20 protein-coding genes and 2 riboswitches are annotated in these 22,887 nt (G+C 64.9%); of the genes, 9 read left to right on the top strand and 11 right to left on the bottom strand.

Features of this window, described 5'->3' with window-relative positions; all coding sequences use genetic code 11:
- Positions 1 to 63: 63 nt before the first annotated feature.
- Genes YUU_RS0103305 through YUU_RS0103320 form a run of 4 tightly spaced genes read right to left on the bottom strand, consistent with a single transcriptional unit; the run spans position 64 to position 4,268 of the window.
- Complete coding sequence (locus YUU_RS0103305) at positions 64 to 1,194, bottom strand: iron-containing alcohol dehydrogenase (protein WP_027521075.1); 1,131 nt, start codon at positions 1,192 to 1,194, stop codon at positions 64 to 66.
- A 16-nt stretch (positions 1,195 to 1,210) separates the two neighbouring features.
- Positions 1,211 to 2,242 carry a 4-hydroxythreonine-4-phosphate dehydrogenase PdxA gene (gene pdxA, locus YUU_RS0103310; protein ID WP_027521076.1) on the bottom strand — a complete coding sequence of 344 codons (1,032 nt, stop codon included), beginning with the start codon at positions 2,240 to 2,242 and terminating at the stop codon, positions 1,211 to 1,213.
- Positions 2,239 to 3,369: a four-carbon acid sugar kinase family protein gene (locus YUU_RS0103315; protein WP_027521077.1), complete on the bottom strand. Its 1,131-nt coding sequence runs from the start codon at positions 3,367 to 3,369 to the stop codon at positions 2,239 to 2,241. The genes pdxA and YUU_RS0103315 overlap by 4 nt, the downstream gene beginning before the upstream one ends.
- Positions 3,366 to 4,268 carry a dihydrodipicolinate synthase family protein gene (locus YUU_RS0103320; protein WP_027521078.1) on the bottom strand — a complete coding sequence of 301 codons (903 nt, stop codon included), beginning with the start codon at positions 4,266 to 4,268 and terminating at the stop codon, positions 3,366 to 3,368. Before YUU_RS0103320 ends, YUU_RS0103315 begins: the two co-directional genes overlap by 4 nt.
- Before the next feature lie 228 nt (positions 4,269 to 4,496).
- Here YUU_RS0103320 and YUU_RS49975 point away from each other — a divergent pair, with 228 nt between their 5' ends.
- From YUU_RS49975 to YUU_RS0103350, 6 genes are all read left to right on the top strand, one after another.
- Positions 4,497 to 5,294: an IclR family transcriptional regulator gene (locus YUU_RS49975; RefSeq protein WP_035661089.1), complete on the top strand. Its 798-nt coding sequence runs from the start codon at positions 4,497 to 4,499 to the stop codon at positions 5,292 to 5,294.
- A gap of 222 nt (positions 5,295 to 5,516) precedes the next feature.
- On the top strand, positions 5,517 to 6,953 hold the full coding sequence (locus YUU_RS0103330; RefSeq protein ID WP_027521079.1) for a sodium:solute symporter family protein: 1,437 nt from the start codon (positions 5,517 to 5,519) through the stop codon (positions 6,951 to 6,953).
- Complete coding sequence (locus YUU_RS0103335) at positions 6,950 to 8,140, top strand: exo-alpha-sialidase (RefSeq protein ID WP_027521080.1); 1,191 nt, start codon at positions 6,950 to 6,952, stop codon at positions 8,138 to 8,140. Before YUU_RS0103330 ends, YUU_RS0103335 begins: the two co-directional genes overlap by 4 nt.
- A 1-nt stretch (position 8,141) precedes the next feature.
- Positions 8,142 to 8,825, top strand: coding sequence for an SDR family NAD(P)-dependent oxidoreductase (locus YUU_RS0103340; RefSeq protein ID WP_027521081.1), 684 nt, complete (start codon positions 8,142 to 8,144; stop codon positions 8,823 to 8,825).
- Between the two features lie 81 nt (positions 8,826 to 8,906).
- Positions 8,907 to 10,859: an alpha/beta hydrolase domain-containing protein gene (locus YUU_RS0103345; RefSeq protein WP_035661093.1), complete on the top strand. Its 1,953-nt coding sequence runs from the start codon at positions 8,907 to 8,909 to the stop codon at positions 10,857 to 10,859.
- A gap of 296 nt (positions 10,860 to 11,155) precedes the next feature.
- Positions 11,156 to 11,542, top strand: a complete 387-nt coding sequence (locus YUU_RS0103350) for a response regulator transcription factor (RefSeq protein WP_035661096.1) — start codon at positions 11,156 to 11,158, stop codon at positions 11,540 to 11,542.
- Between the two features lie 3 nt (positions 11,543 to 11,545).
- Here YUU_RS0103350 and YUU_RS0103355 read toward each other — a convergent pair whose 3' ends face one another.
- Both YUU_RS0103355 and YUU_RS0103365 read right to left on the bottom strand, forming a co-directional pair.
- A complete protein-coding gene (locus YUU_RS0103355) occupies positions 11,546 to 12,208 on the bottom strand; it encodes a response regulator transcription factor (RefSeq protein ID WP_035661099.1) in 663 nt (220 codons plus the stop codon).
- A 409-nt stretch (positions 12,209 to 12,617) separates the two neighbouring features.
- Positions 12,618 to 13,502, bottom strand: coding sequence for a LysR family transcriptional regulator (locus tag YUU_RS0103365; protein WP_027521085.1), 885 nt, complete (start codon positions 13,500 to 13,502; stop codon positions 12,618 to 12,620).
- 132 nt (positions 13,503 to 13,634) lie between these two features.
- Here YUU_RS0103365 and YUU_RS0103370 point away from each other — a divergent pair, with 132 nt between their 5' ends.
- Both YUU_RS0103370 and YUU_RS49980 read left to right on the top strand, forming a co-directional pair.
- Positions 13,635 to 14,573: a ring-cleaving dioxygenase gene (locus YUU_RS0103370; RefSeq protein WP_027521086.1), complete on the top strand. Its 939-nt coding sequence runs from the start codon at positions 13,635 to 13,637 to the stop codon at positions 14,571 to 14,573.
- Positions 14,573 to 15,226, top strand: a complete 654-nt coding sequence (locus tag YUU_RS49980; protein ID WP_156944071.1) for an alpha/beta hydrolase — start codon at positions 14,573 to 14,575, stop codon at positions 15,224 to 15,226. The genes YUU_RS0103370 and YUU_RS49980 overlap by 1 nt, the downstream gene beginning before the upstream one ends.
- A 6-nt stretch (positions 15,227 to 15,232) precedes the next feature.
- Here the strand turns inward: YUU_RS49980 and YUU_RS0103380 are convergent, their stop codons facing one another.
- Positions 15,233 to 16,681: a PepSY domain-containing protein gene (locus YUU_RS0103380; protein WP_027521087.1), complete on the bottom strand. Its 1,449-nt coding sequence runs from the start codon at positions 16,679 to 16,681 to the stop codon at positions 15,233 to 15,235.
- A 12-nt stretch (positions 16,682 to 16,693) separates the two neighbouring features.
- Complete coding sequence (locus YUU_RS60060; RefSeq protein ID WP_027521088.1) at positions 16,694 to 19,048, bottom strand: TonB-dependent siderophore receptor; 2,355 nt, start codon at positions 19,046 to 19,048, stop codon at positions 16,694 to 16,696.
- Positions 19,049 to 19,164: 116 nt separating this feature from the next.
- A riboswitch (cobalamin riboswitch) is annotated at positions 19,165 to 19,365 on the bottom strand.
- A gap of 75 nt (positions 19,366 to 19,440) precedes the next feature.
- Between YUU_RS60060 and YUU_RS0103390 the strand changes: the two genes are divergently transcribed.
- The gene (locus tag YUU_RS0103390; protein WP_027521089.1) at positions 19,441 to 20,013 is read left to right on the top strand and encodes a histidine phosphatase family protein; all 573 of its coding nucleotides are present in this window, start codon (positions 19,441 to 19,443) and stop codon (positions 20,011 to 20,013) included.
- A 6-nt stretch (positions 20,014 to 20,019) separates the two neighbouring features.
- On the opposite strand, the gene cobT is transcribed toward YUU_RS0103390, so the two are convergent.
- From cobT to YUU_RS0103405, 3 genes are read right to left on the bottom strand one after another with little or no spacing between them, the layout of a single operon-like run.
- Positions 20,020 to 21,078 carry a nicotinate-nucleotide--dimethylbenzimidazole phosphoribosyltransferase gene (cobT, locus tag YUU_RS0103395; protein WP_027521090.1) on the bottom strand — a complete coding sequence of 353 codons (1,059 nt, stop codon included), beginning with the start codon at positions 21,076 to 21,078 and terminating at the stop codon, positions 20,020 to 20,022.
- 35 nt (positions 21,079 to 21,113) lie between these two features.
- Positions 21,114 to 21,863: a precorrin-6A synthase (deacetylating) gene (gene cobF / locus YUU_RS0103400; RefSeq protein ID WP_027521091.1), complete on the bottom strand. Its 750-nt coding sequence runs from the start codon at positions 21,861 to 21,863 to the stop codon at positions 21,114 to 21,116.
- Positions 21,864 to 21,908: 45 nt separating this feature from the next.
- Positions 21,909 to 22,586, bottom strand: coding sequence for an energy-coupling factor ABC transporter permease (locus YUU_RS0103405; RefSeq protein ID WP_027521092.1), 678 nt, complete (start codon positions 22,584 to 22,586; stop codon positions 21,909 to 21,911).
- A 36-nt stretch (positions 22,587 to 22,622) separates the two neighbouring features.
- Positions 22,623 to 22,843, bottom strand: a riboswitch (cobalamin riboswitch).
- Positions 22,844 to 22,887 lie beyond the last annotated feature (44 nt).

A 22,887-nucleotide genomic window follows, 5' to 3' on the forward strand; every position in this document is an offset into this window, starting at 1 on the left:
TGGACTTAGTGTTGTGCGAGGCAGCAAAATTTCATGCAACGGACTCGTCTTTCGACGGAACAGTCAGAACGCCGTCTGGTACATCTTCAGGATCGCATCGCGGCCGAGATCGCGCGGATTGTTGTCGAGAAGGCGGCGGATCGCGTGGGCCTCGTCGGCCATCGCGCCAAGATCATCTGCGGGCACGCCGAGCGCCGATAATTTCATCTCGATGCCGAGATCAGCGCAAAACTTGTAGGCCGCATCGAATGCAGCCGCGGGATTCCTGGTCGCGGGCGCGCCGAGCGCCTCCAGCACGGCCTCCGTCTTCGCTTCCACCGCCGGCATATTGAACGCCAGCGTATGCGGGAAGATCACAGCGCAGGCGAGGCCATGGGCGATATGATGGCGGGTGCCGAGTGGATAGGCCACCGCGTGACCGGCGGTGGTGTTCACCGGTCCGAGGCAGAAGCCGCCATAGAGCGATGCCAGTGACAGCGCGGCGCGCGCCTCGCGGTCCGCGCCGTCCTTGACCGCACGACCGAGATAGCGGCCGACGAGGCGGATGCCTTCGAGCGCGTAGAGATCGATGGTCGGATGCGCCTTGCGGCTGGTGAAGGCCTCCGCGCAATGCGCGAGCGCATCGACGCCGGTCGCAGCCGTCACCTGCGGCGGAACGCTCATCGTGAGATCGGGATCGACGACCGCGAGATCGGCCAGCATGAAGCGGCTCTGCACGGCGAGCTTGTTGCGGGTCGCGGGATCCGTGACCAGTGCGCGGATGCCGCCCTCGCTGCCGGTGCCCGAGGTGGTCGGCACCTGGACCAGCGCGACGCTGCGGCCCGCCACCTTGTCGGGACCGACGACATCTGCAAGCTTCTGCTCGCCGGTGCAGAGCACGGCGACGAGCTTGGCGAGATCCATCGCGCTGCCGCCCCCGAAGCCGACCACGAGATCCGGCCGCGCAGCGCGCGCCACGCCGAGCGCCTTCTCCAGATTGGGCACGTCAGGCTCCGGCTTGACCTCGCCGAACACGGTCACCTCGCCGGGCAGCGCGAGCAGGTCGACGCGCGCGGCATTAAAGGCATCGGCGACCACGAGCGGACGCCGCACGCCTTTCCCGCGTGCAAACCGCGCCACTGCGGCAATGGTGCCGGATCCGAACTCGATGACTTCGGGGCGGATGATTTCGATCGGTGCAGACAAACTGGTCATGGTTCCCTTTCCGGGCTCACCCGCGCGTCGCGCTGGCGGCAAGGCGTTCGGCATATTCGATCGCCTCGATCAGGCTGCGCTCATTGGCGATGCCCTTGCCCGCGATGTCGAAGGCGGTACCGTGGTCGACCGAGGTGCGGATGATCGGCAGTCCCAGCGTGATGTTGACGCCGGACAGCTCCTGCCAGCGGCCGGTGGCAGGATCGACCTCGAAGCCAAGCAGCTTGACCGGGATGTGTCCCTGGTCGTGATACATCGCGATCACCGCGTCGTACTGGCCGGCACGCAGTTTCACGAACACGGTATCGCCCGGCACCGGGCCGACGATATTGAGACCGTCGGCGACCGCCTTCGCGATCGTCGGCTCGGACACATCGATATCCTGGCGACCGAACAGTCCGCCCTCACCGGCGTGCGGATTGAGCGCGGCCACGGCGATCTTTGGCCTCGATAGGCCGAGGCCGCGCAGCGCCTTGTCGGTGAGATCGATAACATAGCGCAGGCGCTCCGGCGTCAGCCGCTTCGGCACGTCCTGGAGCGCGACGTGGGTGGAGACATGGCTGACGCGCATGTTGCCATGGGCGAGCATCATCACCGAGCCTTTGACGCCGGTGAGTTCGGCCAGCATCTCGGTATGGCCGGGATAGTGGTAGCCGGCCTTGTTGAGCGCTTCCTTGTTCAGCGGCGCGGTCACGATGCCGCCGATCCGGCCGGCCTGGGTCAGGCGCACACCCTGCTCCACCGCCTTGAAGGCAAAACGGCCGCCGTCGGCCGTCAGCACGCCGGGCTTCATCGGCTCGCCTTCGTCATCGGCCTGGAGAAAGCACAGGTTCGGCCAATCCTTGTCCGACGCGTGCACCTCGGGAATGTCGAGTTTCGCAGCCAGTTGCACAGCCGCATTCTTCAATGCTGCGCCGCTGCCGATGATCAGCAGCCGGAGATCACCGGTGTCGATCCGCGACCGCAGCTTCTCACAGGCCTTGATGATGATCTCCGGACCGATCCCGGCGGGATCGCCCATGGTGATGGCGAGATGCGGATGGGTCATGTGTCGTGTCTTTCGTTGATCAACTGACTGTCCTGCAACAGCGAGCGCCACAAGTTCGGCGCGCCGAAGGCGCCTGATTTCGAGATTACCTCGACCCCGTCCCAGCGGCCGCCGCGAATGATCGAGCGTGGCAGGCCCGGCATGATGCGCCCGGTCACTTCGAGCGCGTTTGCGCCCAGCGCAAGGCACAACGCCCGCAAGGTCTCCCCGCCCGCGACAATGAGCGTGCCCGGCGGCTCCAGTGCAGCGGTCAGCGACGTGAGTCCGCGCGCGATGCGGTGCGCCGCCTCACCACGGGACAGACCGGACGGGAGGTCGAACTTCACCAGCGCAACGTCTTCCGTACCGAGCTTGCGGCGAACCAATCCGGCGTTGTCTTCGCCAGTTTCCGTGAGCGCAACGACGGCCTCACCGCAAGCCGTAAGCTGTGCGGCCGTCGCAGACTGGTCTGATCCGAACAGCCCGAGGACCGGCTTGCGCAAGACCGACGGCGCGGACGCGTCGCTGCCGCGTGCGAGCGCGCCGGCAAGCCCACCGCTGCCGCACCACAGGACCGGCTGCGACGCGCGGCGTCCGATCGCGACGATACGATCGAGATCATCCTCGCTCTCCGCGTCGAAGACGCTGATGCCGGCAGGCAGATCGGTATCACACCGCCCAGTCTGCGCATCGAGGCCTTCCGCAGCGAGTTGCGCCAGCAGATTGTCGCCGACCCGCGACCAGCTTCCGTCATGGGCACGCGCGTATTGCTGGCCGCCGAAGGTGCGACGACCCTGATAGGCGAAAGCCGGAGCCACGATGCAGGACCTCCACGGCCCCGATCGCAGGCACGCCCCGAGCTCGGCTGCCCAGGCGCCGCGCAACATGCTGTCGACCTTCTTGTAGGCGATCGCTCCGTCGCGTAGCAGCGGCGCGAGGCGCTCGACGATCGCGACACTGTCGGCCTTGTCGCGCTCCCGCGTGCCGGTATCGACCGCGAGACACGCAGGAAGTTGCGAAGGCTGCGCCTCCGCCCAGGTCACTTGCGCCCATGTCACTTGAAGCGGTCCGCACACGCCGACGAACTCGGCGGCCGTGTCCAGCGCACCGGTCAGATCATCGGCGAGAAGGCGGAGCGACGGCCTCACACCTGCTCCTTGACGCGACTTGCGGCCAGGAGTGTGTCGGCATTCTCCTGCGACAACGGCAGCAGCGGCGGCCGCATCCGGCGCCAGTCGGCGTGGCCGGTCTCCTGCGCCAGCAGCGTCTTCAGCGAAGCGATCTGGGGGAACACGGAGACGCGCTCGCGCGCCTTGATGATGCGGCTCTGCGCCGCCTCCAGCGCGGCGTCATCGTCATTATAGTGACGGAATACGTAAGCGAGTTCACGCGCGACCAAGTTCGAGGTTGCGGTGATGCAGCCCGCGCCGCCCTTCTTCAGAAGCGGCAGCAGCAGCGGATCGGCGCCTGCGAGCACCGCAAAGCCCGGGAATTTCTCGATCATCGCCGTCATGTTGGCAAAGTCGCCCGAAGAATCCTTGATGCCGACGATGACGTCCGGATAGGCTGCGCGCAGCCGCGCGATCACCGCGTGCGGGATCGGCTGATGCGACATCTGGGGGATGTGATAGAGCAAGACCTTGAGTCTGGCATCAGCGACACGCTGAATGACCTCACTGTAGGATGCGAACAGTCCCTCGTCGGTGATGTCCTTGTAGTAGAACGGCGGCAGCATCACGACGGTGGTCACGCCGAGCGAGAGCGCGTGCCGTGTCAGCTCGACGGTTTCGGTCAGCGCCGGCACACCGGTCCCCGGCAGGAGCTTTGACGGCGCGATCCCTGCGCCGACGACGCTCTCGATCAGCGCCTTGCGTTCGCTCGCCGAAAACGAGTTGGCTTCTCCGGTCGTGCCCAGCAATGCGATGCCGTCACAGCCTTCGCTCAGGAGATGGCGACAATGCTTGATGAATACGCGATGATCCGGCGCAAGATCGGCATCCAGCGGCGTCAACGCCGCGCAAAATACGCCTTTGGGCTGAACGTCCACGACGAGAGCTCCTCCGTTGGCATCCGGCCGATCGATTGATCGGAGTCCGAACAATTGTTGTCAAACCTTGAGGAGGTGATTAGACTTCGCAGTCGCGGTCGTCAAGCGAGCAGCCCATGCCTTTCCATCCGGGACGGCTGTCCTCCTGCCGGACCGGCCCAAGTAGAGCGCGGATTTGCGAGGAGTTCCAACTCTTTCCGCAAGACGTCAGACGAGAGGAAACGAACATTGGCCAAAGCCGCATCGCCTGCCGACAATCCCAAGAACTTCGTGAACTCGGTGGCCAAGGCCTTCGCAGTGCTGAAGAGTTTTTCGGCCGAAGAGTTCGAATTGACGATCACGGAGATTGCCGAGCGCGCCGAGATGGACCGCGGCACGGCGTTCCGCCTGGTGCAGACACTGGTCAAGCTCGGCTACCTCCACGCCAACGAGGCGACGCGCCACTATCGTCTCAGCCTGAAGTGCCTCGATCTCGGCTACACGGCGCTCTCCGCCGGCAATCTGCGCGGCCAAGCCGAACCGCTGCTGCGCGAGCTCGTCCCGTCGCTGGGTGACGCCGCCTCGCTCGGCGTTCTCGACGGCAGCGACGTCGTCTATCTCGCGCGCGTCAGCGCCGGCCTCGACCGCCACAAGATCGACCGCAGGCCCGGTAGCCGGATCAAGGCCTACGCCGCAGCGCTCGGGCACGTCATGCTTGCGGGCCTGCCGAAGAACGAGCAGATCGCGCGGCTCGAGGCCACCGAGCGGATCAAATTGTCGGAGCGCACGCTGACGGATCTGAAGGCGCTGCTCACGCGGCTCGATCTGGTGCGCAAGCAGGGTTATGCCGTCTCGGACGGCGAAAACGCCTATGGCTTGCGCACGCTCGCCGCACCGGTGTTCGGCCCCGACAAATCCATCGTGGCGGGTATCAGCCTCACCGTCGACGCCAACCGCATCGATATCAAGACGTTCGAGAAATCGGCGCTGCCGGAAGTGCTGCGGGTCGCCAAGCTCTTGACCAACGCCGTCCAGATGAGCGGCTGATCCCTCTTTCAACCGGGAACCCACTGAACTCGCTACGGCAATGAACGCGCGGCGGGCGCGCCCCACCGCCGCGTCAACGCGTGCGCTTGACGGAAGGCGCCCGGGCAGGTCTAATAGGATTTAACAACATTTGTTCGCATTCCGATCAACGAGCAATCGGACAAAACCGGACGTAGCGGGCTTCACAACACCGCGTCCGTGTCACCAGAGGAAACACCATCGATGCAAGCCATCCTCAATGGAGAGAGCACGCTCATCGTCACGATGATCGCCGCCTACATCGCCTTCACGTCGTGGCTCACGATCAAGCTGCGCAGCAGGACGAGCGATCAGTTCATGACCGGTGCGCGCGCCATGCCCGCCGTCGTCGTCGGCGTGCTCATGATGTCCGAGTTCGTCGGCGCCAAGTCGACCGTCGGCACGGCCCAGGAAGCGTTTCAGTCCGGCATGGCCGCTGGATGGGCCGTGCTTGGCGCGTCGATCGGCTTCCTTCTGTTCGGGTTCTTGATGGTGAAGAAGCTCTACAATTCCGGCGAATACACGATCTCGGCCGCGATCGCGCAGAAATACGGCAAGTCGACCATGCTCACCGTGTCGGTGATCATGATCTACGCGCTGCTGCTCGTGAACGTCGGCAACTATGTCAGTGGCGCGGCGGCCATCGCCACCTCGCTGCATATCAGCCTACCCGTTGCGATGTGCATCATCGCCGTGGTCTCTACTTTCTATTACGTGTTCGGCGGCCTGAAGGGCGTGGCCTGGGTCACGATCCTGCACAGCGCCATCAAGGTCGTCGGCATCCTCATCATCTTCGCGGTCGCCATGTCGTTAACCGGCGGGATCGCGCCGATCCAGGCGAAACTGCCGGCCTATTACTTCAGCTGGGACGGCAAGATCGGCTTCACGACCATCTTCGCCTGGACCTTCGGCACGGTTGGCGCGATCTTCTCGACGCAGTTCATCGTGCAGGCGATCTCCTCGACGCCGAGCGCCGACGACGCCCGCAAGGCGACCTTCTACGCGGCGGCGTTCTGTCTCCCGCTCGGCTTCCTGCTCGCCCTGATCGGCGTTGCGGCGAAATTCCTCTATCCGGACATGAACAGCCTTTACGCGCTGCCGGTATTCCTGGAGAAGATGCCACCGCTGGCCTCCGCTTTCGTGACGACCTCGCTGGTCGCCTCGATCTTCGTCAGCGTCTGCACCGTCGCGCTCGCGATCGCCTCGCTCGTGGTACGTGACTTCTACGTCCCCTACTGGAAGCCGACGCCGGAGCGCGAACTGAAGATGACCCGCGTATTCTCGGTCGTGATCGGTATCGTGCCGCTGGTGTTCGTGTTCTTCGTTCCCGAGATCCTCAAGCTGTCGTTCTTCACGCGTGCGCTGCGGCTGTCGATCACCATCGTCGCCATGATGGGCTTCTATCTGCCGCTGTTTGCCAGCAACCGCGGCGCGACCGCCGGCCTGATCGGCGCCGCGGTCTCGACGACGGTCTGGTATCTGCTCGGTAATCCCTTCGGCATCGACAACATGTATATCGCAGCGGCGACGCCGCTGGTCGTGATGGCGATCGAGCGTCTCGTGCTCGGCCGCACGCCCATTGAACGCGACGCCCCGACAGCCGCGCAAGCTAATACTCTCGTGGAAAGCACTTCAGCATGATCGCGGACACCGAGATCGCGGCCGACGGTGTCGTGCGCCGGGCGGCCGGCGATCCCGACCGGTTCGATGCCTTCATTCCGTCGCCCTGCGTGCAGAACCACGCGGCCAATCTGATGCCCCTTGCGGGCGGCGACCTCGGCTGCGTCTGGTTCGGCGGCACGCAGGAAGGCATGTCGGACATCTCAGTCTACTTCTCCCGCCTTTCCCGCAGCGCGACGCAATGGTCGCCGGCCGAAAAGCTGTCTGACGATTCCAAGCGTTCCGAGCAGAACCCGGTGCTGTTCCCTGCCCCGGACGGCACGCTGTGGCTGATGTGGACAGCGCAGCTTGCGGGAAACCAGGACACGGCCTTCGTCCGCAGGCGCCTGTCACGCGACAACGGTCGCAGCTGGGGCCCGATCGAGACGCTGTTTCCGGAGCAGCGCGGCCGCGGCACTTTCATCCGCCAGCCGATCGTGGTGCTCGACAATGGCGACTGGCTGCTTCCCGTCTTCTATTGTCACAGCACGCCGGGACGGAAATGGAACGGCGACGAGGACACCAGCGCGGTGAAGATCTCCTCCGACGCAGGAAAGACCTGGCGTGACGTGGACGTCCCGGAAAGCCGTGGCTGCGTGCATATGTGCATCGAACGCCTTGACGACGGCTCGCTGCTCGCGCTGTTCCGCAGCCGCTGGGCCGACAACATCTATCAGAGCCGGTCCACCGATCACGGCCGCACATGGTCGACGCCGGTCGCAACCGTTCTTCCGAACAACAACTCCTCGATCCAGTTCACGCACCTTGCCGACGGACATCTCGCGCTCGTTTTCAATGACAGCAGCGCGAATGCTTCGACCGACCGCCGTCTGTCGCTCTACGACGAGATCGAGGACGAGCTGCCGCCCGTGATCGCCGGCGACGGCAAAACGGACGGACGTTCCGCGTTCTGGGGAGCGCCGAGAGCCCCGATGACGCTCGCCGTGTCGAGCGACGGCGGACGGAGCTGGACCAAGCGCGACGTCGAGACCGGTGATGGCTATTGCATGACCAACAATTCGCGCGACCAGACCAACCGCGAACTGTCATATCCCTCGGTCAAGCAGACCGCCGACGGCGCGCTTCACATGGCCTTCACCTTTCATCGGCGGGCGATCAAGCATGTTCGCGTGAGCGAGCCATGGGTCACGCGCGCGGCCAGGGACTAGGATGATGGGCGGGAGGCCTCACGCACTCGTGACGGGCGCCAGCTCTGGCATTGGAGCTGCGATCGTCGAACGCCTGCTGCGCGACGGCTGGCGCGTCACCGGCATCAGCCGCCGCCCCGCCCCCTTCGACCATCCGGCGTTCGATCACCTGTCGCTTGATCTCGGCGACGTCGATGCTATCGCGCCTGCCGTCGCAGGCATCGCACCGACGGCGCTCGTTCATGCCGCGGGCGTTCTCAGGGGCGGCCAGCTCGGCGCGCTCAACCATGACGACGGTGCCGCGATGTGGCGGCTGCATGTCGATGTCGCCGAACGTCTTGCCGACGCGCTGGCGCCGCGCCTGCCCGAGGGCGGGCGTATCGTCTTCATCGGCAGCCGGACTGCATCGGGCGCATCCGGCCGGGGACAATACGCTGCGACGAAAGCGGCGCTGGTTGCGCTCGCACGTTCATGGGCGGCGGAGCTCGCGCCACGCGGCATCACGGTGAACGTCGTCGCGCCCGCCGCAACCGAAACGCCGATGCTCCAAGATCCGACGCGCGTCAATGTGACGCCCAAGTTGCCGCCGATCGGCCGCTTCATCCGTCCCGAGGAAGTCGCGGCCAGCGTGGCGTTCCTGCTCTCGGCGGAAGCCGGGGCAATCACCGGGCAGCAACTCGTCATCTGCGGCGGCAGCTCGCTCTGAACGCGACGCTCGTGCGCAGCTTGCCAGATCACGCCCGCGGCGCTCTACTCATCATGTCCTGACTCTGGGAGGAGACACGACATGGTACGTTATCCTGCTCTGTTGAGCGGGCTGATTGCCCTTGCCCTCACCACCTCCGCCAATGCTGAGGTCACGCGCTTCAACATCCTCGAACGCGCCGCCTCCGTCCTGCAAGGCCGCAGCTTCGGCGCCGCCGGTCAGGTCGAGAAGATCGCCGCGCGTGCCACCATCGCACTCGATCCGGCCAATCCCCACAACTCCGTCATCACCGACCTCGACCGCGCGCCGCGCAATGCCGACGGCAAGGTCGAAGCCATCAGCGACGTCGTCATCCTGCGTCCCGCGCATCCGAACGGCATCCTGCTGTTCGAAATACCAAACCGTGGGCGCAGGCTGATATCGGCGTGGTTCGACAACAGCTCGATCCAGGGGAGCATCCGTCTCGAGCAAGCGGATGACATGAGCCGCGGCTTCCTGCTGTCGCAGGGCTACACGCTGGTCTGGGCCGGCTGGCAGGCGGATGCGCCCACAGGCGCTGGCTTGCTGGGGATCCAGGTGCCGGTCGTTACCGGTATCACTGGACCCGTTCGCGAGGAGTGGAGTTTTGGCGACACGACGAGCCCGCATCGCGCAACGCTGAGCTATCCGGTCGCGGACCGGGCGAGCGCGCAATTGTCGGTGCATGCTCGCGCCGACGATCCGCGACAAACTCCACCGGAGCTCAAGTTCAGCTTCGTCGACGACACGACGATCGAGATCACGCGCCCGCCCGGCTTGATCCCGGATGCGCTGTACGAGCTGACCTATACGGCGCGCGACCCGAAGGTGACAGGCATGGGCCTCGCCGCGATCCGCGACGTCACCGCCTTCCTGCGGCGCGAGCGCGGTCCGACCAATCCGCTCGCGGCCGACGGCCAGAGCGGCATCTCGCGGGCGATCGGGCTCGGCATCTCGCAGTCCGGCCGCCTGCTTCGCGACGTGCTTTATTTTGGGATGAACGAGGACGAAGCCGGACGACTGGTATTCGAGGCGATGATGCCGATCATCCCCGGCGCGCGGCGCAGCTTCACCAATGACCGTTTTGCCGAGCCAGGCCGCAATCCCGGACCCGAGTTCGACCGGCTCTATCCCGTGCTGCGTTTCCCCTTCACCTATGCCGTCACGGAGGATGCATTCACTGGCCGGCGTGACGGGCTGTTGCTCCGCTGCGGCCTGACCAACACCTGTCCGCGCATCATGCAGGTCGACTCCGAGTTCGAGTTCTGGGGATCCGAAGCGAGCTTGCTCGTCACCGACACGCGCGGGCGCAATCTGGAGCCGCCGCCGGAGGTGCGGCTCTACATGGTCGCAGGCAGCCCGCACGGCAATGTCGCGAGCGCCGTCGTGACCCATAGACCGACCTGCACCCTGCCGCTAAATCCCGTCTATGGCGGTCCCGCCTTCCGCGCGCTGCTGACCGACTTGCGCGCTTGGATCATCGAGGACTTGCCGCCGCCCGCAAGCCGCTACCCGACACTCGCGCAGAATACGCTTGTAGCGGCCGGCGATGTTTATCCGGTGCCGATCCCCGGCCTCGGCTATCGCGCCCAATATGCGCGCGCGGAGGCGATCGAACAGGCAACTCCGTTGCCGAAGGTGCGCGGGGAATACCCGCTCTATCTGCCGCGCGCCGGCGCTGATGGCAACGCGCTGGCGGGCATCCGGTTGCCGTTGCTTGCTGCGGCTCGCGCGACCTACACGGGATGGAATGCGATCGCCGGGGCAGACGGCGCGCAGACTCTGTGTTCCCAGATGGGCGGTACGCTGGCGTTCGCCGGCACGCGCGCAGAGCGTCTTGCCGCCGGCGATCCCCGCCCCTCGATCGAGGAGCTCTATCCCACGCCGGATGCCTATGTAGCCGCAGTCAAGGCGGCAAGCATGCGAATGGTCGATGACCGCCTGCTCCTCCCAGAGGATGCGGCCGATGCCATCGCGGCGGCGCAAGCCGGCACGCTGGCCCGGCTCGCGCCTTAAAGCACGATGAGAATGGGATGAATCAACATCGCGCTTTAGGTTATTGTTTGAGCATGATCTCCCGCGCAAACGCGTTCCGCGTTTGTCGCGAGGGAAAACCGCTTCGCGCTTTGGGCTAACGTGGCCCTTCGGGTCGGGATCATGCTCTAGCGATTCCGAGCGAAGTGCCGGCACGGCGACGGCAACCAGGTATACATCTGTATAGTCGCCGCGACTGACGGTTGGACCTAAGCTCTCGTCAACGGTCGGGATCATCGTTGTCGTCCCGCCGATGCCCGTTTTCGGGATGACGGATCGTGCAAGTACCCCATGCAGGACGGCTCGTTGCGATCGTAGACGACGACAACTCGGTTCGTACCGCAGTTGGCGGGCTGCTGCGCTCCATTGGCGTTTCTGCGGAGGTGTTTGCATCTGCGGAGGAGTTCCTGCGCTTCGCGAAGATGGATCAGGTTGGTTGCTTGGTCGTCGACGCCAATATGCCGAACATGAGCGGACTTGATCTGCACCAGACACTGATCGGCCGGGGAAATTCGATCCCCACGATCATCATAACCGCCTATCCGAGCGACCATGTCCGGGCGCGCGCCCAGCAGAATGGCGTGCATTGCCTGCTCACCAAGCCGTTCAACGAGGACGATCTGCTCAGCGCCATTGGCAACGCCCTGGCTCGAGCAGGCCGGTGACCGTCAAGCCACCTTGCCGCTGTCGTTCGATTTTCCCAGCGCGAGAAGAACTCGGTCGGCCATGCGCGATAATTCGGGCAGCGACTTCGCATGCATCTTTCGCATCACCTGGCCGCGATGAACCTTGACGGTGATCTCGCTGAGGCCAAGCTCCGCCGCGATCTGCTTGTTCAGCCGGCCGCTCACGACCAGCGCCATGACTTCGCGCTCCCGCGGCGTCAAAGTTTCGAAGCGCGCCTTCAGCTCGGCGGCGATCTTCTCCTGCTCGAGCCATGTCCGGTCGCGGGCGTGGCCAAGCTGGATCGCGTCGAGCAGGTCCTGTTCGCGAAATGGCTTTGTCAGGAATTCGATTGCGCCGCCCTTCATCGCCTGAACGGACATCGGGATATCGGCATGGCCGGTGATGAAGATGATCGGCAACTGCCGCTTGCCGGTGCCGAGTTCGCGCTGCAACTCGAGTCCGCTCTGCCCCGGGAGACGGACATCGAGCACCAGGCAGGTCGGCCCTTCCGGCCGCCCCGCATCCAGAAACTCGCTGACCGAGCCCATCAGGCTGACCCGAAATCCTGCCGACCGCAGCAAATTCCCAAGCGATTGCCTTATGCTCGGATCGTCGTCGATCACGACCACTGTCGCGGGTTGGTCCTTGTCCTTGGGCTCCGCCACAAGCGCACCTTGACACGTGCTTCGACCGAGGAGTGTAGCGGGCACCCCAAGACGAGGGAAGCGCTCGATCAGCCCGCGTGGCTATCCATGCCCCGACCTTCCGGTGAACAGACTGAAACCACTCAGCACGCTCGGCTATGCCATCGTATAGCTAGCGAAGTGAAACGAATTCAGTAAGTTAGTGGCATGAGGAACGAAACCATATCACTCGTTTTCCCGGCACTCGGCGTTACGATGCTGATAGTCGCGATCGTCCTGCTCGCCGGCGTGTAGCTCGCCTCAACGGGCGCGCCTTCTGACGGACGCCAAGCGCGGGCAACGTCAGCACTCACTGAGCAAACGTTAGCGCACGGCCGCGGCTCTGCACGAGCCATCACCTGGTGCGTTGCACCGAAACCCGTCCGGCGTATCAGCCCTCAAACCGTTCCACCAGAAAATCGATGAACAGACGCACCTTGAGTGCGAGATGGCGTGTCGGCGGATAGAGCGCGTAGAGCGCCAGTGGCGGCGCATGATAGTCATCGAGACAGGTCCGCAGACGCCCCGTCTGCAATGCGTCCTCCCCGATGAAGACCGGAAGCAAGGCGATCCCCCGCCCGGCCACGGCCGCATCGCGCAACACTTCGGCATTGTTGACGCATAGCATCCAGGACGGCTGGATCCAGTGATCGCCATCCTTGCCTGACAGCTTCCACTGGTTGCCGGTGGAGAGGAATCCGTAAGTGAGGCAGTTGTGATCACGCAAATCGTTGGGATGCGCTGGCACGCCGTGCCTCTGGAAGTAATCGGGTGAGGCACAGATCAGCCGGGCGATCGGCACGATCTTGCGCGCGATCAGGCTCGACGACTCCAGGTCGGCAATGCGCAGGGTGACATCGAGGCCGTCCTGGAGCGGATCGACATTCTCATCGCTCAGCACGAGCTGGATGCGAAGCTCCGGATAGCGCTGCATGAACTCGGCGATGGCCGGCCCGAGCCGAAGCGTACCGAACGACATCGGCGCATTGACCCGCAATAGTCCACGCGGTGCCGCCTGCGACTGGCTGACGGCCTGGTCCGCTGCCTCGAGCTCGCCGATGATACCGAGTACGCGCTCGAAATAGGCCTGGCCGTTTTCGGTTGGACTGACGCGGCGCGTGGTGCGGTTCAACAGCTGCACGCCGAGCTCGTCCTCGAGCTCGCCGACATATTTGCTCACCGCGGACCGCGACAGGCGCAGCGCCCGGCCCGCTTCGGAAAAGCTGCCGAGTTCGACCACCTTCGCGAATGCCCGCAGGCTCGCCAGCTTGTCCATTCAGGCCACCGTCCAATTGTCTCCGATTCATAGACAGTGATGCCATGAAAGGCCAGATTGTCTTTGAAACAGGGCAGAACAATATTTCCGGCATGACGAGCCAACAGGGCTCACACGCAATGGAGACAAGCTATGGCCGGCCTTCACCACGTCACCGCGATTTCCGGTAACCCGCTGCGGAACCTGAAGTTCTATCGAGATCTTCTGGGCCTGCGGCTGGTCAAGAAGACCGTGAATTTCGACGATCCCGGCACCTATCACTTCTATTATGGCGACGAGAGCGGCACGCCCGGCACCATCCTCACCTTCTTCCCATGGGAGCATGCGGCACCGGGCCGGGGCGGCGTCGGCCAAACCCAGCAGACGGCCTTCCGCGTGCCGGCGCGCTCGATCGGCTACTGGACCCATCGCTTCATCGAGAAGGGTGTCGCGCACGAGGCACTGGAGAAGCGCTTTGGCGAGAGCGTGCTGTCCTTCACCGACCCTGACGGCATGAGCCTCGCTTTGGTCGGCGTGCCCGGCGCCGAGAACGAGCGCGCGTGGAGCAATAGCGACATTCCGGCCGAGCACGCGATCCGCGGCTTTCACGGCGTGACGCTGCTGCTCGATGATGCCGCCAAGACCGGGTCCATCCTGACCAATGTGCTCGGCTTCGAGGCCGCCGGCCGCGAAGGTTCGATCAGCCGCTATCGATCGCCGAACGCAGTCGGCGGCGTCGTCGACATCTACGAGGCCAAGGGCTTTCTGCCCGGCCGCATGGGTCGCGGCTCCGTGCACCACATCGCGTTCCGCGCCGCCGACGATGCGGCGCAATCGGAGATGGCGCGCAAGCTCGTGACGGAGCACGGCATGCACCCGACCGAGCAGAAGGATCGCAACTACTTCCGCTCGATCTACTTCCGCGAGCCCGGCGGCATCCTGTTCGAGATCGCGACCGACATTCCCGGCTTTGCCGTGGACGAGCCGCTCGCAACACTGGGCGAGGCCCTGAAGCTGCCGCCCTTCCTGGAGGCGCATCGCAAGGACATCGAAGGCGTGCTGCCTTCGCTCGACGAGACGCAGGTGGCGTGATGAGCAAGCCCTCTTTCATCCACCGCTTCGAGAAGGGCACGCGGCGCGATCTCGCGCCGCTGCTGCTCCTGCACGGCACCGGCGGCGACGAGAACGATTTGATCCCGCTTGGCCGCATGGTCGCCCCCGACCGCGCGCTGCTGTCGGTGCGTGGCCAGGTGCTGGAAGGCGGCGCACCGCGCTTCTTCAGGCGCCTCGCCGAGGGCGTGTTCGACGAGGCCGACGTGGTGCGCCGTGCGCATGAGCTCGCCGACTTCGTCGACGCCGCGCGCAATGAATACGGCATCGCGGCGCCGGTGGCTCTCGGCTATTCCAACGGCGCCAATATCGCGGCCGCCATGCTGCTGCTTCGGCCGCAAGCCTTGGGTGGCGCCGTGCTGCTGCGCGCGATGGCGCCCCTGGCAAAGCCGCCGCAGGTCGATCTTGCGGGAAAATCGATCCTGCTGCTCTCCGGCCGGCAGGATCCGATCGTTCCGCCAGGCAACGTCGAGGGCCTTGCCGAGACTCTCGCCGCATCGGGCGCGCGAGTGGAGGGCCGCGTCTTGCCAGTCGGCCATCAACTCTCCCAGCTCGACGTCAACCTGGCACGCGAGTGGCTGGCGGAGGAAGGATTGTCCGACGGCTCACGCCGCAACGAAGCCGCGAACGCGTGATGTCTGTCACGGCCGCAACATCCCGGTGCCGATTGTGTAACGCAATCGGCGCCAGCCGATGACAATGCCGGTGAGCGAGAACAACAAACCCAGCGCACACAGGCCGACGATCAAGGCGCTGCGCATGTAGGGATGCTCCGTCAGGATCGGAACATCCAGCGTATGGAGCGCGCTGTACAGCCAGCGATAGGCCCGTCGCGACCAATCCAGTCGCTGCAGCATCATCCCGTTCGAACCGTCGATGTCGAACCAGACGTCGCCGCATCGCGTGCGATAGACGGGACCACCCGGCACCGCAGATGATGCCGGGTAGTCATCGTTCCCATGGACGAGCAATGGAAGGCCGCACCCGGTTGCAAGACGCTCCGTCAGTCCGGTGATCTCGCGTGGGGTCAGAAATGCCGGCGAGTCATCCGATGCTGCGCCACCTGCACTGAACAGGATCTGCCTGTCGAGACCGACGCGATCGCGCCGATAAAACCTCCCGTTGAAGGCGAACCATTCGACCTCGCCCGCGGACGGCGAGATCAACGGCCAGTTCGCCACTGCCAACGTGCGCCAGTCGGGCACGGCAGCGGCGACGTCCGCCTCGGCCTGCGTCAACTGCCCGCGCGAGAACAGGCGCCCATGGTCCATGGACAGCCAGCCGCTGAAGATCCAGGTCAGCACGAAGACCGTCACCAACAATCCGATGACGTGATGCAACGCATGCCAGCCGCGAAAGGGTGAGCGCATTCGCCCCTTCCAAACCCTGATCCGCGCGATGCCCAGCACAGCGCCAAGCACCGTCGCGATCAATGCGATCAGCGAGAGGCTCCAGACCGCCCCGTCCCAGAGCGACCAGTTGCGTCTCAGCACGGTCGGATAGATCCAGTGCACGACGCTGCCGACGAGATTCCACCCGCGCTCGCGCCGCGTCGTATCCAGGACGATCTCGCCCGTGACCGACGACACGTAGAGCTCGCTCTCATCAGCATCGCCGAGCGCCACTCGGAACAGCGGCCGATGCCGATCGAAGCCGTTTGGCACGCTCCATTGATCGTGCTCGGCAAGCGCGACGACTGACGCGCGGGCAACATCAAGCCCGCGCCGTCGCGCATGATCGGACGCGATGGCAAGTGCAACGTCCGGCGACGTCACGGTGGCGTCGGTTCCGTCCGTTGTGCGGACGGCCCGCGACCGCGAAGGTCCCACGACGACGTAGACAGGACCGTCGCCCCGCCCGATCAGCCGCACGCGCGCGGCGTCGGACAGTCCGCTCGCCGCGACGGCGTCCGACGGCCCGATCGACGTGACCACGTCTCGCAATGGTGCGAGACCCTCGAAGCGGTCCGCTTCACTCAGCGCGGGAAACGGAACGAAATGCATCACAATCCCGCTTGCGAACCACATCGCAAACAGGAGGCTGAACGCAATCCCGAGCCAGCGGTGCAGCAGGATCATCGCGCCCAGCATGCTATCAGCACCTCACCATTTGAACGCAGCGGAGATCTCGTAGGTGCGCGGTGCACCCAACAGGACCTGGTCGGGGTAGAACGGATCGCCCCAGATCGCATAGCGCTTGTCGGTGATGTTGCGCACGCGGAACGTCAGGCGCGTCTGCTCGACGGCGGAGAAAACCGCCTTGGGGACGTCGACGAAGGCGTAGACGTCTGCGATCGTGTAGGCGTTCAGTGTCACGGTGTTCGCATCGGTGTTGTAGCGATCGCCGACGTGGCGTCCGACGATTCCGAGCTCCACCGGCCAAGGTGTGAAGAAAGGCGTGAAGAAGCGATAGGATGCGCCGGCATTGGCGACGATGCGCGGCACGTTCGGCGGCGTGTTTCCGGAGAACGAGCCGCCGGCGAAGTTATAGTCGGCATAGCGCGCGTCGACATAGGCGATATTGCCCCACAGCCGCATGGCGTCCGTCACGCGCACGGCACCGGCGAGCTCCACACCCTTGGACTCCTGCCGCCCGGCGATGTTGAGCTGCATACCGCCGGCGGCTCCGTAGACGTTCTTGCGCAGGATGTCGTAGGCCGAGAACGACCACTCCGCCCTGTTGTCCCAGAACAGATGCTTGATGCCGGTCTCGTAGGTGCGCGAGGTCGTCAGGTCGAGCGGCTGGGTCGGCGCGAGCAGGAAGATGTTGTTGGCCGAGACATCGGCACCGGTCGCGTACTGGCTGAAAAAGGTCAGGCCGGGCACGGCTTCCCAGGTGTAGCCGATACGGCCCGTCACCGGCGCCCAGTCCTTCGAGAACGGGAAGCCCGCGTTCTCTAAGCCGAACTTGTCGGTCGAGTTGCGGTCGAGCCCGATATGCTCGACACGCAGGCCGCCGATCAATGCGAAAGTCCGCGTCAGCTTCAGCCGGTCTTCGAACGACAGCGCCTCGTTATCGATACGCGCGATCTGCTGCTTGGTCGTGAGATCACCGTAATAGCCGCGGTTGGGATCGACCAGTGAGACATAATCGTTCGGGAAATTCGCGGCACCGGGCCTGACGAAGTCGAGGTAGCTCGACGACGACGTGGTGACTAGGCGATTGTCGAAACCTGCGATGTTCGCATCCCAGATCAGGTCGGTGATATTGCCGACGAGGCGCTGGCTGTGCGCGACGTAGAAGCGCTCGCGATAGACTTGGTTGTTCGTGGAATCGAACGCCTCAATCTCGTTGTTGAACCAGGTGCGCTCTGCGCCGTAACCATAGGCTTGGCTCTTCAACGTCAAGTCAGGCGCGAGCTTCAGCTCGAAGCCGCCGCGCAGCCACACCTCCTGCGCAACGTTGCGGTTGTCGAGGACGTTGTAATTGGTGTTGAAGCTGCGATCGTCGATCGTGACAGACCCAAGGTCAGTCCTGTTGAAGTAATTGCCCGAGACAATTCCGGTCGTCGCATGTGAGCCACTGAATGCGACCGGCACCAGCGGTGCGCCCCAATAGGCCTTGCCGCGGTCCTCCCGATACTCGATCGCGCCCCAGATCTTGAGGCTGTCGGAGACGCGGTAGTTGAGCTGGCTCGACACGTCGAGCGTCTTGGTGCCGGTGTCGTCGGCAAAGCCGTTGAGCGAGGAGCGGCTGACGTCGAACCGGTAGTCGAGGCCCTGCACGTTGGTGCTGCCGCCGGAGCCGTAATAGCTGCGGAACGAGTTCAGGGAGTCGTACGAAAAGAATGCCTCGTTCTGGACCGGCCCGGTGTGCGGCTGCTTGGTCACGAGATTGACCGCGCCGCCGGCAGCACCCTCGCCCGACATCACCGAGGCTGGGCCTTTCACGAATTCCACGGCCTCGAGATTGGCCGTGTCCATGATGCGCGAAGTCATGTTCTGCGGGCCAATCTTGATGCCATTGTAGAGGATGTTGATCTGGCTGTTGGTGAAGCCGCGCATCGAGAAGGCCGAGGGCTCCGCCGGATTGTCGCCGGCGGTCACGCCGACCGCGCCCTGGGCGACGTCGGAAACGGTCCGGTAGCCCTGCTCGCGGATCGTCTCGGCCGAGATCACCTCGACGGTCGCGGGCACCTCGCGCACGGTCAGCCCCAGGCGCGAGGCGCTTTCGGCCACCACGTTGCTGTTGAGCGGCGTCTGGCTTGCGTTTAGTGCGGCGGGCTTCTGCGCCGGCGCGCTCGATGCGGCTCTCTTCGGTGCCGCACGGCGGGTGCCCTGCCCGTCACGGCTGGTTACCGGCTTGCGGTTGTGATCACCCTGCGGGGCGACCTCGATCGGCGGCAATTGTTCGCGGGTCGCTTGCGCCAAGGCTCCGGGGACATCGACGAAGAGAAATGACGCAAGAATGCTGGACGCGAGCAAAAATGCGCGCGGGTAGCCGGTACGGGAAGACACGGTTCGGACCTCGGTATGACGTCAGTGGCACGTCACAGCGAACCAAGTCTCAACCTTCGGCGCATTTCTCGCCTCCGGCTAAGCCAAATGTCTGTACTCCCCGACCGACATCTTCGCGTGTGACCACGGCTGACGGCAGGTCTCCTGGCTCGCGGGTCGTGACCTCTTCGCCGCCTTCCCGGGACCGAGAGCCCAGTGGCTAGTGACGAAGGATTCTCCGCTTACAGTTGCGGGGGCAGCCGCGGCATAGGGGAAAAATCCCCGCACCGCGTTCCCTTTTCATCCCCGATGGGGAAACCGTCACGAGCATCTAGGATTAAGTCCGGGACGGAGTCAATGTGAAGAGGTATGGCGTTCTTGTCGCAGCAGTGGAAACATCTTGGAGACGTTGAATGGAAGGAGACACCTTCCTCTGGCTGGTACGGCATGCGGTCGTCGATGGCGTTGCGGGGACGATCCACGCCATGGATGCGCCGGCCGATTTCAGCGACCGGACGCGCCTCGACGCGCTGCGACGGTGTCTGCCGGAGAGGGCCGCGAGCTATGCGAGCCCGGCACGACGGACCGTCGACACAGCGCGCGCACTCGGGCTTGATCCGATCCTCGTGCCCGCCTTCAGCGAGCAGGATTTTGGCGAATGGACCGGACGACGTCACGATGAACTCGCCGCTGCGGGCGACGACGCCTATGCAAGATTCTGGGCCGACCCGGCGGGCTCAAAGCCCCCTGGCGGCGAAAGCTTTGAAGATCAAATCGCCAGAACCCGCGAAGGCCTCCACCGCATCGAAAGAGGATCAGCAATCCTCATCGTCCATTCCGGCACGATCCGCGCCGCGCTGTGCATCGCGCTCGACCTCGCGCCACAAGCGGCCCTGCGCTTTGCGATCAATCCGCTCTCGCTTACCCGTATCGACCGGCTGGCAACCGGCTGGCGCGTCGTCTCGGTCAATCAGACGATCGCTTGAGCCGCCTCAGGCCGGACGATCCGGAACATTGGCCTGCGCGAACGTTGCCATGCCATTGTGCAGGGCGCAGGCGAGCCGCACCAGCGGCAGCGCGATCGCCGCGCCCGATCCCTCCCCGAGCCTGAGATCAAGGCTAACCAGCGGCTGAACGTTCAGCGCACGAAGCACGAGGCGATGCCCCTGCTCTGCCGACTGATGCGACGGCAGCAGGAACGGCTGACATGACGGATTAAGCCGCGCGGCCGCCAGCGCAGCGACTGAGACGATGAAGCCGTCGATCAAGGTTGGAACGCGCCGCTGCGCGGCCGCGATGATGGCGCCGCAGATCGCCGCAATTTCGAGGCCGCCGACCGTGCGGAGCACTTGCTCCGGCGATGCACTCGAATTCGTCAGGCCATGCCGCGCAAGCGCAGCGTCGATCACGCGCGCCTTGCGTGCACGCCCTGCCGCATCGACACCGGTGCCGCTGCCCGCGATTTCGTCGGCGCTCACGCCAAGCAGGCTCGCTGCGATCGCCGCCGATGTCGTGGTGTTGCCGATACCCATCTCGCCGAGGATCAGAAGGTCTGGCTGCTTCGCCGCCGCACGCGCCACCGCGCGCTGTCCGCATTCAAACGCAAACGCGAGCTCCGCCGGCTCCAGCGCAGCTTCCACGCTGAAATCGCGGGTGCCGCAGCGCGGCTTGTCCGCGACGATCCCCGCGACTTCCGACTGCGCCAGCGAGCCGGCATCGACGACCTCGAGACTTGAGCCCAGTTCGCGCGCCAGCACCGAGATCGCAGCGCCGCCCGCGGCGAAGTTCGACATCATCGCGATCGTGACTTCCTGCGGATAGGCGGAGACACCCTGGTCGACGATGCCGTGATCGCCGGCAAACACGATGATCGGCACGCGAGCGGCCCTCGGCTGCTCCGTTTCCTGCAGGCCCGCGAGGTCGATCGCGACCTGCTCGAGCCGTCCGAGCGCGCCGGTCGGCTTGGTCAGTTGCGCCTGCCGCGCCATCGCCGCCTCGCGATGCGCGGTCGAGATATCAGGGCATTTCTCGTAGACCCAATTGGGGAGCATGTCGTCCTGCCTCCGTTCACGCGACCGCGGTCGCGTCACGCTCTGCGTTTGAGAATGTAGCTGTCCATGATCCAGCCGTGCCGTTCGCGCGCCTCCTGCCGTGCCGCGACGATGCGGGGACCGATCTCGGCCAATGCACCCGACATGACGATCTGATCGGGCATGCCGAGATAGGCGCCCCACCAGATCTGCAGGCCTTGCGGATCGAGCGACTGAAATGCCGTGGCGCCGTCTAGCATCACCACCACGGTGCCGGTGCCGTCAGGCCAGCCGCCTTCGCGCAGTCGCCGCCCTGTCGTGACCAGAAAAGGCTCGCCGATATCGTTCAGCGGCAGCGCATGCGCCGCGCACAGCGCCTGGATCGAGGTGATGCCGGGGATGACTTCGATCGCGGGCAAAGGATCAAGCCGTCGCGCGATCCGCAAAGAGGAGTCATAGAGCGAGGGATCGCCCCAGATCAGCAGCGCGACTCGGCCCTCGCGTCCGAGATGCTGCGCAATCTCCCGCGACCAGGCTGCCGCGACCGCATCGTGCCAGTCGTCGACGCCCCTGCAGTAATCAGCCTCGCCCGCGTTACGCACCGGCAAGTCGAACTCCGCGATCCGCGTCTCTTTGTTGGTGAGTACATCGGCGCAAATCGTCCGCCGCAGGTCGGCGAGATCGGACTTCTGCGCTCCCTTGCGCGGGATCAGAACGAGATTGGCCGCGTTGATGGCACGGATCGCGGCGAGCGTGAGCTGCTCGGGATCGCCGCAACCGATACCTATCAGGGAAAGTGTGAGCATCACGAGTGTGAAGGGCGGCTATGACGGCCGCCCTTCAAATCATCTCTACGCCGCGTTGTGCAGGCGCGGGGTGACGAGACCGGGCGCGGTGACGCCGCGCAGCGACTTTGCCAGCGCCAGCACCGCGAGATCGGCGAGCGGCTCGATCACGATGACCAGCGCATAGGACGCGGCGAAGGTCGCGATGTTGGCGAGGTTGGTCGCGCCGAAGCCCGAACCGTAGATGGCCCAGAACGCAACCCAGGCGATGATGCCCGACTGATACGCCGTCGAGAGCGCCAGCGCCTGACGATACTGCAGGTCGACATAGGCCGTGTTGCGGGAAATGATGCGGGTCGCGAGCGCCTGGATGGCGAACAGAGGCACCAAGAGCGTGGTGACGTTCATGCCATATTGCGGCAGGTCAGTAGGCACGAAGAACAGGCCTTGCAGCAGGAGGCCAAGCGCGAGACCAAGGGCTGCCGGTGCCGCACCGAACAGCAGGAACAGGGTCGAGCCGAGGATGAAGTGCACCTCGGAGACCCCGACCGGGAAGTGCGGCAGGATCTCGAAGAAGGTGAAGACCAGCGCGGTCGTCGCAGCCGTCCGCACCGCGAACGAGCTGATGCCCTGCTCGCGCACGGTCTCGGCCGCGAGCTTCAGCGCAACGCCGCCCGCGGCGATGCCGGTTGCGTAACTCAACACGAGCTTGGCGCCCGTCACGATTCCGGGTTCGATATGCATGGTTCAAGTCCTTCCTGCCGTCACACCCGACGGCCTTGGCGTCCAAACGTGCAGGGCCGGTCTCCTGGCTCGCGGATCGAAGGGGATCTCCGGCCTTCCCAGGCCTTGCGGCCCAGTGGCGGATCGGAGCCCCTCACCGCTTACAGTCGCGGGGGCGGCTGGGGTTTGGGGCGCCGCAACTGGGTCCGCCCACCCCCATTCCCGATTATGCTCCGGCGCTTTGCGCCGCATCGAGCACCATGCCCCTCTTGTGTGCCCCTTTCGCAAGCCGGGCGTCAAGGGTCGAACGGCGGCCACGGGC

The organism is Bradyrhizobium sp. Ec3.3 (genome assembly GCF_000472925.1).
Lineage (GTDB): Bacteria > Pseudomonadota > Alphaproteobacteria > Rhizobiales > Xanthobacteraceae > Bradyrhizobium.